This window comes from Saccharospirillum impatiens DSM 12546, from assembly GCF_000423605.1.
In the GTDB taxonomy this organism is placed as follows: Bacteria; Pseudomonadota; Gammaproteobacteria; order Pseudomonadales; family Natronospirillaceae; genus Saccharospirillum; species Saccharospirillum impatiens.
In genome coordinates this window covers 62479-78302 of record NZ_KE384062.1, presented here as the reverse complement: position 1 = coordinate 78302, position 15824 = coordinate 62479, and the positions used below count along the sequence as shown (strand labels likewise).

15 protein-coding genes are annotated in these 15824 nt (G+C 58.2%); 11 read left to right on the top strand and 4 right to left on the bottom strand.

Annotation, left to right across the window (positions count from 1 at the left end; translation table 11 throughout):
• Positions 1 to 294 precede the first annotated feature (294 nt).
• The 8 genes from rsxA (at position 295) to G565_RS0121800 (ending at position 7706) form a co-directional block, all read left to right on the top strand.
• A complete protein-coding gene (rsxA, locus tag G565_RS0121835; protein WP_028672676.1) occupies positions 295 to 879 on the top strand; it encodes an electron transport complex subunit RsxA in 585 nt (194 codons plus the stop codon).
• A gap of 3 nt (positions 880 to 882) precedes the next feature.
• The gene (gene rsxB, locus G565_RS0121830; RefSeq protein WP_028672675.1) at positions 883 to 1464 is read left to right on the top strand and encodes an electron transport complex subunit RsxB; all 582 of its coding nucleotides are present in this window, start codon (positions 883 to 885) and stop codon (positions 1462 to 1464) included.
• Positions 1461 to 3272 carry an electron transport complex subunit RsxC gene (gene rsxC / locus G565_RS0121825; protein ID WP_028672674.1) on the top strand — a complete coding sequence of 604 codons (1812 nt, stop codon included), beginning with the start codon at positions 1461 to 1463 and terminating at the stop codon, positions 3270 to 3272. The genes rsxB and rsxC overlap by 4 nt, the downstream gene beginning before the upstream one ends.
• The gene (locus tag G565_RS0121820; protein WP_028672673.1) at positions 3269 to 4297 is read left to right on the top strand and encodes an RnfABCDGE type electron transport complex subunit D; all 1029 of its coding nucleotides are present in this window, start codon (positions 3269 to 3271) and stop codon (positions 4295 to 4297) included. Before rsxC ends, G565_RS0121820 begins: the two co-directional genes overlap by 4 nt.
• Positions 4290 to 5003, top strand: a complete 714-nt coding sequence (gene rsxG / locus G565_RS0121815; protein ID WP_084649525.1) for an electron transport complex subunit RsxG — start codon at positions 4290 to 4292, stop codon at positions 5001 to 5003. The genes G565_RS0121820 and rsxG overlap by 8 nt, the downstream gene beginning before the upstream one ends.
• Positions 5000 to 5734 carry an electron transport complex subunit E gene (locus tag G565_RS0121810; RefSeq protein ID WP_028672671.1) on the top strand — a complete coding sequence of 245 codons (735 nt, stop codon included), beginning with the start codon at positions 5000 to 5002 and terminating at the stop codon, positions 5732 to 5734. Before rsxG ends, G565_RS0121810 begins: the two co-directional genes overlap by 4 nt.
• Before the next feature lie 273 nt (positions 5735 to 6007).
• Complete coding sequence (gene nth / locus G565_RS0121805; RefSeq protein WP_028672670.1) at positions 6008 to 6658, top strand: endonuclease III; 651 nt, start codon at positions 6008 to 6010, stop codon at positions 6656 to 6658.
• Positions 6659 to 6773: 115 nt separating this feature from the next.
• A complete protein-coding gene (locus G565_RS0121800) occupies positions 6774 to 7706 on the top strand; it encodes a DegV family protein (protein ID WP_028672669.1) in 933 nt (310 codons plus the stop codon).
• Positions 7707 to 7738: 32 nt separating this feature from the next.
• Here the strand turns inward: G565_RS0121800 and G565_RS0121795 are convergent, their stop codons facing one another.
• The 3 genes from G565_RS0121795 to G565_RS25540 form a co-directional block, all read right to left on the bottom strand.
• Positions 7739 to 8173 (bottom strand): helix-turn-helix domain-containing protein, encoded by a 435-nt coding sequence (locus G565_RS0121795; RefSeq protein ID WP_028672668.1) that lies wholly within the window; start codon positions 8171 to 8173, stop codon positions 7739 to 7741.
• The gene (locus tag G565_RS0121790) at positions 8173 to 9168 is read right to left on the bottom strand and encodes a DUF4062 domain-containing protein (protein WP_028672667.1); all 996 of its coding nucleotides are present in this window, start codon (positions 9166 to 9168) and stop codon (positions 8173 to 8175) included. Before G565_RS0121790 ends, G565_RS0121795 begins: the two co-directional genes overlap by 1 nt.
• A 120-nt stretch (positions 9169 to 9288) precedes the next feature.
• Complete coding sequence (locus tag G565_RS25540) at positions 9289 to 9906, bottom strand: NUDIX hydrolase (protein ID WP_051208429.1); 618 nt, start codon at positions 9904 to 9906, stop codon at positions 9289 to 9291.
• Positions 9907 to 10283: 377 nt separating this feature from the next.
• On the opposite strand from G565_RS25540, the gene G565_RS26255 reads away from it, so the two are divergent.
• Together G565_RS26255 and G565_RS0121770 are read left to right on the top strand one after the other, a co-directional pair.
• Positions 10284 to 10661: a DUF3135 domain-containing protein gene (locus G565_RS26255; protein ID WP_051208427.1), complete on the top strand. Its 378-nt coding sequence runs from the start codon at positions 10284 to 10286 to the stop codon at positions 10659 to 10661.
• Between the two features lie 40 nt (positions 10662 to 10701).
• A complete protein-coding gene (locus G565_RS0121770) occupies positions 10702 to 11253 on the top strand; it encodes an NUDIX hydrolase (protein WP_028672666.1) in 552 nt (183 codons plus the stop codon).
• Between the two features lie 158 nt (positions 11254 to 11411).
• Here G565_RS0121770 and G565_RS0121765 read toward each other — a convergent pair whose 3' ends face one another.
• The gene (locus G565_RS0121765) at positions 11412 to 12761 is read right to left on the bottom strand and encodes an aldehyde dehydrogenase family protein (RefSeq protein WP_028672665.1); all 1350 of its coding nucleotides are present in this window, start codon (positions 12759 to 12761) and stop codon (positions 11412 to 11414) included.
• Between the two features lie 280 nt (positions 12762 to 13041).
• Between G565_RS0121765 and ppc the strand changes: the two genes are divergently transcribed.
• Positions 13042 to 15657: a phosphoenolpyruvate carboxylase gene (gene ppc / locus G565_RS0121760; RefSeq protein ID WP_028672664.1), complete on the top strand. Its 2616-nt coding sequence runs from the start codon at positions 13042 to 13044 to the stop codon at positions 15655 to 15657.
• Positions 15658 to 15824 lie beyond the last annotated feature (167 nt).

Genomic DNA, 15824 nt, shown 5'->3' with positions numbered 1-15824 from the left:
CGGGGGAGAGAGCTAGAGAGAGGGGGATGGCGCAGCCATTAGTGCTGTGGTGTCGATTGGAGTGCGAAAAAACCAGACGAGAACCCTCTCCCCGGCCCTCTCCCGTGGGACGGGAGAGGGAGTAGATCATTGGTTAAATTTCACCCGTGCTTTCGCTCATGACGCCACCGGTTTATAACCATAACGAAACGCACTAAAACGATTCCGTTATTCACCTTGTTAGCTATATAACAATTCACGATAATAGGGCTCTACTTTCTTTTCACCCTACACAGCGCTAAGGCCGTCTTTTTGATGAGCGACTACCTGCTTTTGCTGGTTGGCACCATTCTGGTTAACAACTTTGTTCTGGTTCAGTTTCTCGGGCTGTGCCCCTTTATGGGTGTGTCGAGCAAGCTGGAGACGGCCGTGGGTATGTCGGCCGCCACCACTTTTGTGCTGACGCTCTCGTCAGTGGCCAGTTATGTGGTGTACACCTGGTTGCTTGAGCCACTGGGGCTGACTTACCTGAGAACGATCAGCTTTATTCTGGTGATCGCCTTTATGGTGCAGTTCACCGAAATGCTGGTGCGCAAAACCAGCCCCCTGCTGTACCGGGTGCTGGGCATCTTTCTACCGCTGATTACCACCAACTGCGCGGTACTCGGGGTGGCTTTGCTGAACATCAGCCGCCAGAACAGCCTGATTGAGAGCTTTCTCTATGGCTTCGGCGCCGCTGTCGGGTTTTCGCTGGTGCTGGTGTTGTTTGCCGCCATGCGTGAACGGCTGGCGGTCGCTGATGTGCCCGTGCCGTTTCAGGGGGCAGCCATTGGCCTGGTCGCGGCGGGCATTATGTCGCTCGCCTTTATGGGTTTTTCTGGCCTGGTGACCTTGGGGTAATTTATGTGGATCGCGATCGTCACCCTGCTCATGCTTGCTGCTGTACTTGGCGGCCTGCTCGGTTTTGCCTCGGTTCGGTTCCGGCCCGAGGGTAACCCCATTGTCGATAACATCGACGACATTCTGCCGCAAACTCAATGCGGCCAATGCGGCTACCCGGGCTGCCGACCCTACGCCGAGGCTATCGCCAATGGCGATAAGATCAACAAGTGCCCGCCCGGAGGCGAGGCCACCATTCAGGCACTGGCCGATCTGCTCGATGTCGAACCCGAACCGCTGGATGCCGAACACGGCGAAGAAAAAGGCCGCACCGTCGCCATCATTCGCGAAGATGAGTGCATCGGTTGCACCAAATGCATTCAAGCCTGCCCGGTGGATGCCATTTTGGGTGCGGCGAAACAAATGCACACCGTGATCGAAAGCGAATGCACCGGCTGCGATTTGTGCGTTGAGCCCTGCCCGGTCGATTGCATTGATATGGTGCCGATTGAAGTCACGCTGCGCAGTTGGCACTGGGACAAACCCGAACCGGGCGTCAACCTGATCGCGACCGATCAACCCTCTGACCGGGAGCGCGCTGCATGACAACACTGGCAGCCATCGCAACCGACAAGGTATTTGCCCTGAAAGGCGGCATTCATCCGCAGGAGCGTAAAACGCTCTCGAATACCACCCCCATCACCGAGGTACCGCTGCCTTCGGTGCTGATACTGCCTCTGGCGATGCATCTGGGTGCCCCTGCGGACCCGGTGGTTACCGTAGGCATGACGGTTCGCAAAGGCGATGTGTTGGCGACGGCTGTCGGCGGCATCAGTGCCGCCGTGCACGCGCCGACCTCTGGCCGAATCTGCGCCATAGAAGACCGCGTTATCGCCCATGAGTCCGGCTTGTCAGCACCCTGCATTCTGCTTGAAGCCGATGGTGAGGACGACTGGCGAGAGCGCCACCCCATACTGAACTGGCGCGAACAGCCGGTCGATGAGCTGATTCAACGCCTGCGTGACAGCGGCGTCGTCGGCCAGGGCGGCGCCGGTTTTCCAACCGATGTGAAATACCGCAACAAGCATAAACCCATCACCACTTTGCTGATCAACGCAGCCGAGTGCGAACCCTACATTACCGCCGACGACCGGCTGATGCGCGAACGGGCCGATGAGATACTGCAAGGCGCGAACATCGCCAAACATCTGTTGGGTGCCAGCACGATTCGCCTGGGCATTGAAGACAACAAGCCTCAGGCACTGACTGCCATGCGCGAAGCCGCCAAACGGCTGGGCATTGACATGCGCGTCAGCGTGGTCGCTACCAAATACCCGAGCGGCGGTGAACGCCAACTCATTCAACTGGTGACCGGCCAGGAAGTGCCACGCGGCGGTTTACCGAGCGACCTGGGCATTGTCTGCCAGAACGTCGGCACCCTGGCCAGTATTTACCGCGCCATACAGCTTGACGAACCCCTGATCAGCCGGGTGACCACCGTGACCGGGGAAGCTGTGGACGCACCCGGCAATTACGAGGTGCGCATCGGTACACCCATAGAAACTGTGCTGAACCAGACCGGTGTTCATCTGAAAAAGGCCGACCGGGTCATTATGGGCGGCCCGATGATGGGTTTTGCGCTGCCCGACATTACCGCGCCACTGGTGAAAACCACTAACTGCCTGCTGGTGCCCACACGCAAAGAACTGCCCCGCCCCATGCCGGATAACCCCTGTATACGGTGTGGTTTGTGCGAACAGGCATGCCCGGTCAATTTACTGCCGCAACAGTTATTCTGGGCTTCCAAACACCGGGATCTCGATGCGGCCGAGCTGCACTCGATCAACGACTGCATCGAATGCGGGGCTTGTGCCTATGTGTGCCCGAGCCGCATTCCGCTGGTGCAATATTACCGCTACGCCAAGGGTGAACTGCGCAACGAGCAGGAAGAGCAAATTAAAGCTGAGCGCGCACGGACACGGTTTGAAGCCCGCCAGGCCCGGCTCGACAAAGAACGGCTGGAAAAGGAAGCCCGCCGCAAAGCCCGCGCCAAAGCCGCCGCTGACGCTCGGGCTGCCAAGGCAGAGGCCGGCAGCGGTGAGCCGGACGCACAGGACGACGCCATAAAGGCTGCCATGGCCCGTGCCAAAGCCAAAAAGGCCGGGGCGGCTCAAGCCACAGCCGACCTGAGCCGGGTTGATCTTGAAAAAGCCCTGGAACTGGCCGCGACCAAGGTCAAAAAAGCCAATGAACGACTGATCGTCGCCGAACAGGAATCACCCGATATGGTGCCCGCCTTGCGCAAAGCGCTGACCAAACTGGAAGAAAAACACCGCAGTGCCCAGGCGGCGCTGGAAAGCGCGGCACAGGGCACACGCGACGCTGCAGACCCCAAAAAGGACACCGATTCATGAGCGGGCTGAACCTGACCTCACCGCACGTGACCGGTCGCCTGTCTGTCAGCTGGGTTATGGGCTGGGTGTTGCTGACGCTGGTACCCGGCTGGATTGTGCTGATCGTCAGCTTTAGTGTGGGTTATGCCATCAATATGGTGTTGGCGTTGCTGACCGCCCTGCTGGCCGAAGCCCTCTTGCTCGCCTGGCGCGGCCGGCCCGTCGTGTTCTTTTTGAAAGACTTGAGTGCCCTGGTTACCGCCGCCCTGCTTGCGCTGGCGTTACCGCCGCTTGCTCCCTGGTGGCTGACGGTGCTGGGCACGATGATCGCCATCGTATTCGCCAAACAGCTGTTTGGCGGGCTCGGCCATAACCCGTTCAACCCGGCCATGGTCGCCTATGCCCTGCTACTGGTCTCGTTACCGCTGTACATGACGACGCGCTGGGCCAGCCCTGATTTCACGCTTTCGATAGCCGACACCCTGGCCGTAATATTTACCGGCCAGACCCCCATCGATGGGGCCACCGGCGCGACGCCACTGGATGTTTACAAGCTCGATATATCACGACTGACCTCGACCGAAGTGCTGCAGTCGCCCGTGTTCGGCGGCTGGGTCGCAGAAGGCTGGGATGTCGCCAACCTGGCCTTTCTGGCCGGCGGCGCTGTACTTCTGTGGAAACGCATCATCACCTGGCACATACCGGTCAGCCTGCTCGGCGGCCTGGGCATCATGGCGCTGCTGTTCAGCGGCGATGCCGATGTGCGCACCCCGATCGACCTGCACCTGTTCGCCGGGGCAACCATGCTGGGGGCCTTCTTCATTGCCACCGACCCGGTCAGCGCTGCCACCAGTAACCGTGGCAAGCTGGTGTATGGCTTGGGCATCGGCGTGCTGATCTACCTGATTCGAACCTGGGGCAACTACCCCGACGCCGTTGCCTTTGCGGTATTGCTGATGAACTTCGCCGCGCCGCTAATCGACCATTACACCCGACCGCGCGTTTACGGCCACGATAAACCGGTGAAAGGCTTCAAGAATGACTGACGAGACCGACAACACCCCACAACCGGACGCCGGCACCGAAGCCCCCATAACGCTGACCGCGGCGATTCGCCGCAGCGCGATTGGCCTGGGCATTTTCGCGGTGTTCACGGCGGGCATCATTGCGGTTACCCAGACGCTGACGGCTGATCGGATCGACGCCAACCAGCGCGCCTTTGAAGCGCGGTCGCTCTATGATCTGACCCCGGAACGGCTGCGCGACAACGACCTGCTGGAAACCGCCTTTCCGGTTAACCTGCCGACTCTGACCGACACCAATTTGCTGCGCCTGAACCGCGAGGCCACCTGGTACCAGGCCCGCAGAGACGGTACGGTTACGGCCGTCATTCTGCCGTTTGTGGCACCCGAGGGGTATACCGAACCCATCCGGTTAATTGCCGCCATTGATGCCAGTGGTACGCTGCTCGGCGTGCGGGTGATCACGCACAAAGAGACCCCGGGCCTCGGCGATCAGATCGAAACCGGCAAGTCAGACTGGATTTTCAGTTTCGACGGTCAGTCATTCGAGACCCTGGAGCCCGACCAGTGGCAGGTGAAAAAAGACGGCGGCGCCTTTGATCAAATGACCGGTGCCACCATCACACCGCGTGCCATTGTTCGCGCCGCGGCCAGAACGCTGACCTTTTTTGAGACCAACCGGGCGGTGCTGTTGAGCACTAACCCCGATACCACCGGAGTCGACTCATGACCGACGCGACCCCCGCCAAAAGCACCACTTCTGCGCGCGAACTGACGCGCAACGGCCTGTGGAACAACAACGCCGCCTTGGTGCAATTGCTGGGTTTGTGCCCCCTGCTCGCCGTCACCGGTTCAGTGGTAAACGCCCTTGGGCTGGGCATTGCGACCATGGTCGTGTTGGTGGGTTCCAACACCGCTGTTTCGATGATTCGCCATTACGTCCCGGACTCTGTGCGATTGCCGGCGTTTGTCATGATCATCGCTTCCTTCACCACCTGCGCCGAACTGCTGATGCAGGCGTTTACTTACGAGCTGTACCAGGTGCTGGGGATCTTTATTCCGCTGATCGTCACCAACTGCACCATTCTCGGCCGCGCCGACGCTTTCGCCCGTAAAAACCCGGTACTACCCTCAATGCTAGATGGCTTGATGATGTCGCTTGGCTTTCTGGCGGTGCTGATCGTGCTCGGTGGTTTGCGGGAACTGGTCGGCCAGGGCACCCTGTTCACCAACATGGACCTGATATTCGGGCCGGTTGCCGCGAATTGGGAAATCACCCTGTTCCCGAATTACCCGGATTTTCTGTTTGCCGTATTGCCGCCCGGGGCCTTTGTGGGCCTGGGATTGTTGATTGCGCTCAAAAACCGGGTCGACTCGGGCATTGAACAGCGCAAAGCCGCAAAGGCAGAGAAACCCATCGCCGGTTCCAAACGGGTGCGGGTGACCGGGAACATTGGGTAAAAAGAAAGCAAGAGCCCTCTCCCGTGGGACGGGAGAGGGAGCGTTTAGTTGGTTGCAATACAACCTCTGCCCTTCATTCGCGACGCTGCACACCCCAGTCCTCTCTCCACCACTGGGGGAGAGAGCTAGAGAGAGGGGGACGGCGCAGCCGTTGGTGCTGTGGTTTCGATTGAAGTGCGGATAAAACTTGGTCAAAAACCCTCTCCCGCAGGACGGAAGAGGTGCAGATCGATGATTGAATTTACCCAGTGTCTTGCGGACTATTTTACTGTTATGAACAAATCCAAACGAACGGAAATCTTCAGCCGCTTGCGCGCCGCCAACCCCAACCCGGAAACGGAGCTGAACTACAGCACACCTTTCGAGTTGCTCGTGGCGGTGGTGCTGTCGGCCCAGGCGACCGACAAGGGCGTTAACAAGGCCACTGACAAACTCTACCCGGTGGCCAACACGCCTCAAGCCATTGCGGACCTGGGTGTCGATGGTTTGAAGGCCTACATAAAAACCATCGGCCTGTTCAACAGCAAGGCTGAGAATGTTCACAAACTCTGTCGTCTGCTACTGGATCAGCACAGCGATCTGGCCCTCGACGCTGGCGAGATACCGGCTGACCGGGCCGCGCTGGAGGCCCTGCCCGGTGTCGGTCGAAAGACCGCCAACGTGGTGCTGAACACTGCCTTTGGCCAACCCACTTTGGCGGTCGATACGCACATATTCCGCGTCGCTAACCGCACGAAAATCGCACCGGGCAAGAACGTGGTTGACGTTGAACAACGCTTGCTTCGGTTGATCCCGACTGAGTTTTTAATGGACGCCCACCACTGGCTGATTCTGCACGGCCGCTACACCTGTACCGCCCGAAAGCCTCGCTGTGGCGCCTGCATTATTGAAGATTTGTGCGAGTTCAAAGACAAGACCGAATAAACTGCAGTAAGCTACCGAATACCATGGATCCCGGAAGTCTGTAGGACACAGGGTAAACCGACTGTGCAGACATTACCCCAAACCTGGCAGACTCCCAGAACAGGACGTTCACCACATGCAGTATCTGACCCTTGCCCTGGATGCCAGCTGCGATTTACCCAACGCTGTATACCAGCGATTCGAGTTATCCACTTTGCCTCTGGCCTGGCTGGCAAACCCTACCGAATGGTCACCCGATGACCGCAGCATAGCGATCACCGACGCCTGGTATCAATTGGCTGCCAATACCTCTCCAACACTACCCTTGCATGACTTAAACCAGGACACACGGCTCAGCCAGGCACTGGAAAACCATTGGTTGCTGAACAGCGACGGTGCACTCGTCGTGACGCCGGCAAAACACCGCCACCCGGGCTACCACCACTGGAATCACCAGGCGACTATCCTGCAACCACAGCTGGACCGGATTCGACACGCTGCCAATCTGCACAGCCATTTCAGGCTGCGCGTCATGGACAGCGGTCATACCCTGGCTGCTTATGGGCTACTGGTTCAGGAAATCGCTCGTTTGCATCGTGACGAGGGATTATCGATCGACAAACTTCGCAGACCGTTGTTGGCGTTTGCACCCCGAATTCGGCACATCTACAGCACACCGGCGGCTGCAAATTCGATGCGCACCCTGGAAAAACCGGTTTTTCCCAACGTGAACTGGCTGCAAAGAGCCCTCTTGAACCATCAGCAAAGCTACCCCATTTTTCAGGTTCTGGATGGACAGGAGGAAAGGATCGGTCGTGCCACGGCGGCAGATCCAATCACACCCGTGGTGGAGCAGATATGCGCCACTTTGGAAGCAAGCCGACTGAACTGCCCAGCGGTTAACGCCAGTTTTGCGGGCGATACTGACCCACTGCAACAACACCCGGCTGTTCGACGACTTCACCAGTTGGTTACCCGGCAGGGAGGCCACCTTTGGCTGAGCCGGATGAGCGGTTCTTCGGCGTATTTGTTTGGGAAAGGCGCTTTTTCGGTCGCATTTGTGAACTGAACCGGACCTTTGAACGCTCGTAGGAAGCCCTGCTACGACTGCTCGCGATTAGGGGCCTCTCCCTGTTGCAACAATCGCATAAACGACTGGCCCAGGAGCTCATCAACGGTGCCATCACGCAAGCGATGGTGTCTGAGGTATTGGTAGAGCGCGATGATGTGTTTCAGAGTCTCGGTATCCGGAATGTTGACATCACTTCTGCCGGGCTCTCTGGCGATGATGCGTAAGGCTGACTGCAGCGCATCAAGGGCGACTTCGGGGGCTGCATCGAATGGCAGGCCCTCGCCACTGGCCAGCCAGGCCAGGGAACACTGACACGACCGGGCGATTTGATGAGCACGAGAGAGAGATGGCTCCGAGCCTGCCAAATACTTTCGAATGAGGCTCTCGCCGAGGCCCACCGAGCGGGCAAAGTCACTGACGGTGCGCCCGGCAATCAGTACCTTCAAACGGTCGGAAAAGGTCATCAGGCCTCGCGGCGGCTGGCCATGGCCGGAACGGTTTTGAGCGCGACCGATTCACCGGTCTCGGTGAGACTCCAGCGACCCAGGTTATCGAACTGAATCAGCGCCATCGAATGCAATTGCAGTTTTACTTCGTCCAGAGCGGCTCGTTCCAGTTTCACATCGGCCACGGCATGACTGCCGTGCCAGCGGCGTTTGATATCCACCAGTGCCAATGGTTGCAGATACTCGGCCAACAAGGCATTCACTCTGGCCTCTGTCACCGGGGTTAGCAGCGGTGCTGCCAGCCAGGTAAATACCGTCTTCCAGGAAACCGACACACTACCGGTCAACACCTTCAGTTGACCCTCGCGAAAGGCCTTGCATCTGAACTGGCTGTGCCAGACTGAACGGGGGTTGGTGAGCGTCGATAGATCGGCGGCCGCACGCGATGTGCGCCCGGCTGACAATTCCTGCTTAAGCCGCTCTACTTCAGCACGCAACGCAGTCAACTGGGAAGACGACTCTGTGACCGAACCGGCCGGCTGCCAACCGGGCGCCGGGTGTTCTTCAAGCACCCGCTCGATGGCACGCTCGGTGATATCCCGCAGCGTCTCTTCGCCGTCCCACTCGTAGTAGATGCCGGTTTTGAGCAAACCAATCAGTTGGTTCAGGCGGGTCTTGTCGATTTCACTGGGGCTGGAAATTTCGTGCCCGGTGTAGATCAGGGCGACAGGGGTTTTGTGCTGAGCACGAACCGTAGCGTAAGTCTGGTGCAGATAACCCACACCTTGTTCGGTGAGCGGGCCGTACTCATTGCCAACCAGCAGAAACACATAGTCGGCATCGTTCAGGGCGAGTTGGTTCAGTTTCCAGAGATAATTCGCGGAAACAGCCGGAAACGGCAGGCCGGTGGGAACACATTGCTGAGCCATGATCGCTTCGAACAGTATATTGCGTTCTTTACCGAGATGACGTTCGAGTGACGCCACCATGATTAATTTTCGTGTTTCAGACATGCTTGCTAACCACCTGCCCCATCCATGTTCGCAGAACGCCTTGTTTGCCACTCTCTAAAAGTATAACACAGCGCCCCGCAAACACGCGCTTTATCGCCACATAACGTCAAAACAAACCGGTCACAACCGACCCGGACGGGTCACTCCGGTAAAGGCCGGCAGCGGCCAATCAGTGCCTTCGGTCAAATTCACCAATTCGAGCAAGATCATCGCAGTGAGGCCCCAGATATGATGCCCGTCGAAATCATAATGCGGAATTTGAAACGAAATGCCATGACGCTCAATAGGCTGAAGTCGAGGCGCCGTATCGGTAAAAAATGCCCAGGGTACGGTAAACCACTCGGCGATTTCATCGGGGCTGGCAACGCACTGATCAAGGCTGGATACCTTCCCGACAAAGGGAAATACCTGAACGCCGTTCTTCGACAAGCCAGTCGACAATGGGCCCAGAACATTAATCAGATCCGGAGCCAGGTTCAGCTCTTCATGCGTTTCACGCAACGCGGTGGCCTCTAACGAGGTATCTTCAGGCTCCCACATGCCTCCCGGAAAGGCGATGTCGCCAGGGTGGGATTTCAAATGGCTTGCCCTGACTGTCAGCAACAGAGAGGGTTCGCCTGCGTTGTCTAGCAGCGGCACCAGAACACCGGCTCGCGGCTGGTCGAGCGACAGCAGCCTCGGTTCGTGGCGCGTCAAACGGTGCTCTAAATGATTGAAGAACGATGAATATGCAGTCATGGATTCATTTTCGCACGTTTACTGCCCGGTGAGAGGCGCAACGCGTCAGTCGTTTTCATGACCTTTACGGTACCACCGTAAATAGCTTGTTTTTTGAACAGTGTCACTGCCATTTACCACTCAGTAGTGCTAGATTGAAATCAGACAGGGAAGCGTCTGATATCAGTACAGACCAGTATAAAGTAACGCACCGCATGATGCAGAGGGTCATCGACTGTCATTAACAGCCTCAATCCTAATCAAACCGCGATACTCGACGACCGGGATTGCTTTGGTTTCACCGGAACATCCTGGTTCCGGATTCAGGCTGTTGAAATTCCGAGACATTCCACAGCCTGTGAGTGCGTTGACGGTAACCCATCCAAACGGAGACTGTGATGGCCAATCCTGTAATTGAACTGCCCGCTTTCGATGCCCTCAAAGCACTCGCCGACGAGGACCCTGAAGCTCTGGAATCACTGCGCAGCCGACTGGTTGCCGAAGTCATTGAACGAGCACCGAGCCATCAGCGCGCCCAATTGCAAGGCCTTCAGTTTGTGCTGGATATGGAGCGTCGTCGCGCTAAAAATCCGATGCAATGCTGTATCCGTATGTCTCAGCTCATGCATGAACGGGTCGACCGGTTACGCGAATGTTTGAAAGATACACTCTACAACGATGGCCACACAACCACCGGTGCCCGTATCGAACCGGATCGCGACGCCGTGATTCTGGAATTTCCCCGCATCGCTCAAGACGTGCCGCCGAAGTCCTGATAGGCTTGGCGCAAAGCACTCACAACGAAACGTTTTACTCATGAATTTTTGCAGCCATTGCGGTAACCGGGTGCGCTTTGACACCCCGGAATTCGACAACCGCCCACGGTATCTGTGCGACCAGTGTGGCACGATCCACTATCAGAACCCCAGAGTGATCACCGGTACACTGCCGGTTGCACCGGACGGCCGTATACTGCTTTGCCGACGCGCCATTGAACCGCGCCACGGCTACTGGACCCTGCCCGCAGGCTTTATGGAAAACGGTGAAACGACGGTAGAAGGCGCTCTGCGCGAGACGGTCGAGGAATCTCGTGTAACAGGCCTGAACCCACAACTGTTATCGATGGTCAGCCTGCCGGATTTTGATCAGGTACACGTGTTTTACCGGGTCGATATGCCCGACTTCTCGTTCGAGACAACGCCGGAAAGCAGCGAAGTCGTACTCTTTGATGCTCATGACATTCCCTGGGAAGACATTGCCTTTCTAACCGTGAAAGCCACACTGGAGCATTATCTGGAGCACCTGGATGCCGAGCAAGTTCCGGTACTGAATTCGGTGGTCTACCGGCCGAAAAAACCAGGCTACTAACGGCTACGCCGCCCCCTCTAGCTCTCTCCCCCGGTGATGGAGAGAGAACTGGCATGTGCAGCGTCGCGAGTGACGGGCACTGGTTGTATTGCAACCAACTGAACGCGCCCTCTCCCGTCCCACGAGAGGGCTGGAAGAGGGTTCTCGTCTGGTTACTTCTAAAAATACCGGGTTTGTCGCCGGGTTATCGCCTGCAGGCCACTGGCCCCCAGCTCGACCCCCCAGCCTGACTCACCCATGCCCCCAAACGGCACATCAATACGGCTGCGCATCGGCTTATTGATGGCTACGTTGCGGGTTGTCAGTCTGCGAGCGATGTCTGTCGACTCCTCAACCGAGTTACTCCAAACCGCCCCTCCCAGCCCGTACCGGCTTCGATTGGCCCATAGCACGGCCTGATCAACCGATTCATAGGCGGCTAATTGCAGCACCGGGCCAAATATTTCATCGGGCCAGACCGGGCTGGTCATTGGATCATCGGTAACGGCCCAGGCCGGGCTAACGTACAGCCCCTCAACGGTGGGATCTTCGCTGTGACGGGTGGCGGTCACTTTGAGGTTATGCCACTGCTGCAACAGACGATCGCGAATATCGACCCGGGCCAGCGGACCCAGGGTGCAACCCGGTGCTTCCGGTTCCGTCGGCGAAAAATGTGCCAAACGTTCCTGCACCCGGGCCAGCACTGCATCCAGCCGGGAAGCGGGCACCAGCCAGCGTTTGGCGCACAAACAGCTCTGGCCGGAATTATTGAGGCGAGACGCCAGGGCGTTGTCGACAAAGGCGTTCAGATCACCGCTGTCGGTCAGCAGCCAGACGTCGCTGCCGCCAAGTTCGAGGGTGCTGGGGATCAGTCGTTCGGCGCAAGCCATGGCGATCGCCCTGCCCGCATTGCTGCTGCCAGTGAAATGCACCTGGCGTAAATGCGGATGATCGTACACGGCAGGCAGATCCTCCGGATCAATCTGCAACAGTGCCACTGCCTCCTCCGGAAAACCGGCCTCATGGATCAGGTTGACCAGTAACCGGGAGCTGAGCCATACGTTCGGAGCGGGTTTGATGGCCACCGTGTTACCCGCTAACAAGGCAGGCAACGCAAAACGGCACACCTGCCAGACCGGATAATTCCAGGGCATAATGCCTAGAATGCCGCCCCAGGGCTCGAAACTCAGCGCGGCGTCCGCATGAATGCCGGTATCACTCAACACGCCCGGGCCCTGCTCAACCAGGTACCCGATCAGAGCAATTGTCTTGTGCAACTCGGCCAGCGACTGCGTCAGTGGCTTACCCATTTCCCGGGTGATCTGCCGGGCCAGGGTGTCCTGGTGTTCGTCCAGCAAGCCCGCCAGGGCGCTGAGCCATTGAATGCGCTGAGTCAGCGGTATGGCCGACAGCGCCGGCCAGGCTTGCTGCTGGCGGTTCAGAACCCCAATCGTTTCAGTCTGTGACCAGCCTTTCGCCTCGAACAGGCATTCCTGACTGGCTGGATTCACAGATCTGAATACACTCATGGTTCATCCTATTTGATGCAAAACGTTGTAAAGTTACAATCGGGTTTGACTAAAGCGAACCCGTCGCCGATTCCAACCGTATGAATACAAGGCGTGTTTGCCCTGTTGCGCCCCTATTTTAGCGACACCTTGTCAATAGCAGCGGCACACAAGATTTGAAAGAAAAGCACAGCGAAACGCGTGTACAAAACAGCAAGCACTTAATCGGTGCACCGATGCAGGGAGCGCATTCTAAAGCATCGGTTGCTAAAGTTAACCTTTTCCCGGGAGAGATCGACACATGACTGCAATTCCTGACACTCTGCGTGAAAACGTACGGCTACTGGGCGAACTGCTGGGCGATACCCTGCTGGAAACCCGGGGGCCAGAGTTGTTCCGCAAGGTCGAAGAAATTCGCCGGCTCGGCAAGGCGGTTAATACCGCCGAGAGCAGCGACCCCCAGCCACTGATCGATGTCCTATCGAGCCTGGAAGACGAAGATGTTCTGCCCATCGTGCGAGCCTTCAGTCAGTTTTTGAACCTGGCCAACATTGCCGACCAGCAGTTTTTCTCCAGTGCCGAAGCCAATCAGCGCGAGGCGGTGGAAGACACGCTTGAGCAACTGGTCGACACCCTCGGCAAAGACAGCGTTGCCGACGCCCTGCGCAACCTGAACATTGAACTGGTGCTGACCGCACACCCGACCGAGGTGACGCGGCGCACCCTGATCCGGAAACATGAACGCATCGCCGAAGACCTGGCCGATCTGAAACGCACCGATCTGCTGCGCTACGAGCACACCGAGCTCACCTCAAACCTGCGCCGCACGGTTAATGAAATCTGGCATACCAACGAGATCCGGGATGAACGACCAACGGCGGTCGATGAAGCCAAGTGGGGCTTCGCGGTGATTGAAAACTCACTTTGGCACGCCGTGCCACAATTCCTGCGGGAGCTCGACCGCACGGCTCGCTCCCGGCTGGGCCAGGGCCTGAGCGTCGACGCGTCACCCTTCCACTTCTATTCCTGGATGGGTGGCGACCGCGATGGTAACCCCAACGTGACCCACACTGTCACTCAGGAAGTGATTCTGCTGGGACGCTGGATGGCGGCCGACCTGTACCTGAAAGACATTCACGATCTGGCCGGTGACCTCAGCATGAGCGAAGCCAGCGCTGAGCTGATCGCAGAGGTGGGTGAAACGCCCACGCCTTACCGGGCCAAGCTGCACAGCTTGCGTACCCGGCTTGAACATACGCTGGCCTGGGCAGAACGCCGGGTTCAGGGCGATGCTGTCGCAGCGCCCGAGGATGTCATTGTCACCCGTGACGACATTCTCGCGCCCTTAATGGCCTGCTATGACTCTTTACTGGAGTGCGGAATGAGCCGCATCGCCAACGGTGCCCTGCTCGATTGCATTCGGCGCGTGCATTGCTTTGGCGTCAACCTGGTGCCGCTCGATATCCGCCAGGACAGCGAGCGACATGTACTGGCCATCGATGAAGTGACCCGGTATCTCGGGCTCGGCGACTACAAAGACTGGGACGAAGCGCGGCGAGAGGCCTTTCTGCTGGAACAATTGGGCAGTCGCCGTCCGCTGATCCCGCGGCACTGGCAACCGGGCGCCGACACTCAAGAGGTGCTGGATACCGCACGCATCCTGGCCGAAGAGCCGGCCGAGGTATTGTCGAGCTATATTATTTCCATGGCCAAGCACCCATCAGACGTATTGGCCGTTGCCTTGTTGCTCAAAGAAAGCGGGCTCGACTGGAACGTGCCCATCGTGCCGCTGTTTGAAACCCTCGATGACCTCGACCGCTCGGTCTCGGTGATGGAAAAACTCTGGTCGCTGCCCTGGTATCGCGAGTATTGCGGTGGCAAGCAAACGGTGATGATCGGGTATTCGGATTCCGCCAAAGATGCGGGCAAGCTCACCGCCACCTGGGCGCAATACAAAGCGCAGGAGCGTCTGGTCAAGCTTGCCAGCGACAATGACATTCACCTGATGCTGTTCCACGGTCGCGGCGGCACCGTCGGTCGCGGCGGCGGCCCGGTTGAAAAAGCCATGGCGTCGCAACCTCCGGGCTCGGTGCGCGGAGCAATTCGGGTCACCGAACAGGGGGAAATGATTCGCTATAAGTTTGGTATGCCCCGAGTCGCGGTGCGCAGTCTCAACATCTACGTAGCAGCCACCCTGCGCGCCACCCTGGAGCCCAGCGCAGCCCCCAAGGCCGAATGGCGTGAGTTGATGGAAGCCATGTCACAGGCCAGCCTGGAGCGTTACCGGTCGATCGTCCGCCACGACGAACGGTTCGTGCCCTACTTCCGCAGCCTGACCCCCGAGCAAGAGCTCGGCATGCTGGCGCTGGGCAGCCGACCGGCGAAACGCAAGGCAACCGGCGGTGTCGAAAGCCTGCGTGCCATTCCCTGGGTGTTCGCATGGATGCAAGTGCGATTGAACATGCCATCCTGGCTGGGCGCTCGCCAGGCCCTGGAGCACGGGCTGGAGACCAACCCGGAGCTGCTGCAGGACATGGTCGAAAACTGGGCGTTCTTCAGCAGTTTCCTGGATTTGCTGGAAATGGTGCTGGGCAAGGCCGACGGATCAATCACCGCCTACTACGAGCAGCAATTGGTGCCGCCTGAATTACATGACCTGGGCGAAAACCTGCGCGAAGACCTGAAAGCCAGTGAAGTATTGCTCAACCAGATCAAGAAACAGCAGGTATTACTCGAAAGCGACCCATTGCTGGCGCAATCGATTCTGGTGCGCAACCCCTATACCGACCCGCTGAACTATTTGCAGGCCGAACTGCTGAAACGGGCCCGCAAAACGGGGAATCTGGACCCCCAACTGGAGCGGGCATTAAAAGTGACCATGGCGGGCATTTCAGCGGGGATGCGCAACACGGGCTAACCGGACCGGGCTTTCGTGGAAAGCCCGGTTTTTGAATAGCCGGTAAGAGTGACCTCTTGGGCGATCGCTGTGTTCATGGGCCGGGATGCTTCCAGTCGCCCAGGGGACTGGCCTCCTACAGATACAGAGGTTGGTTGGTCTTTTGTAGGAAGCCAGTCCTCTGGGTG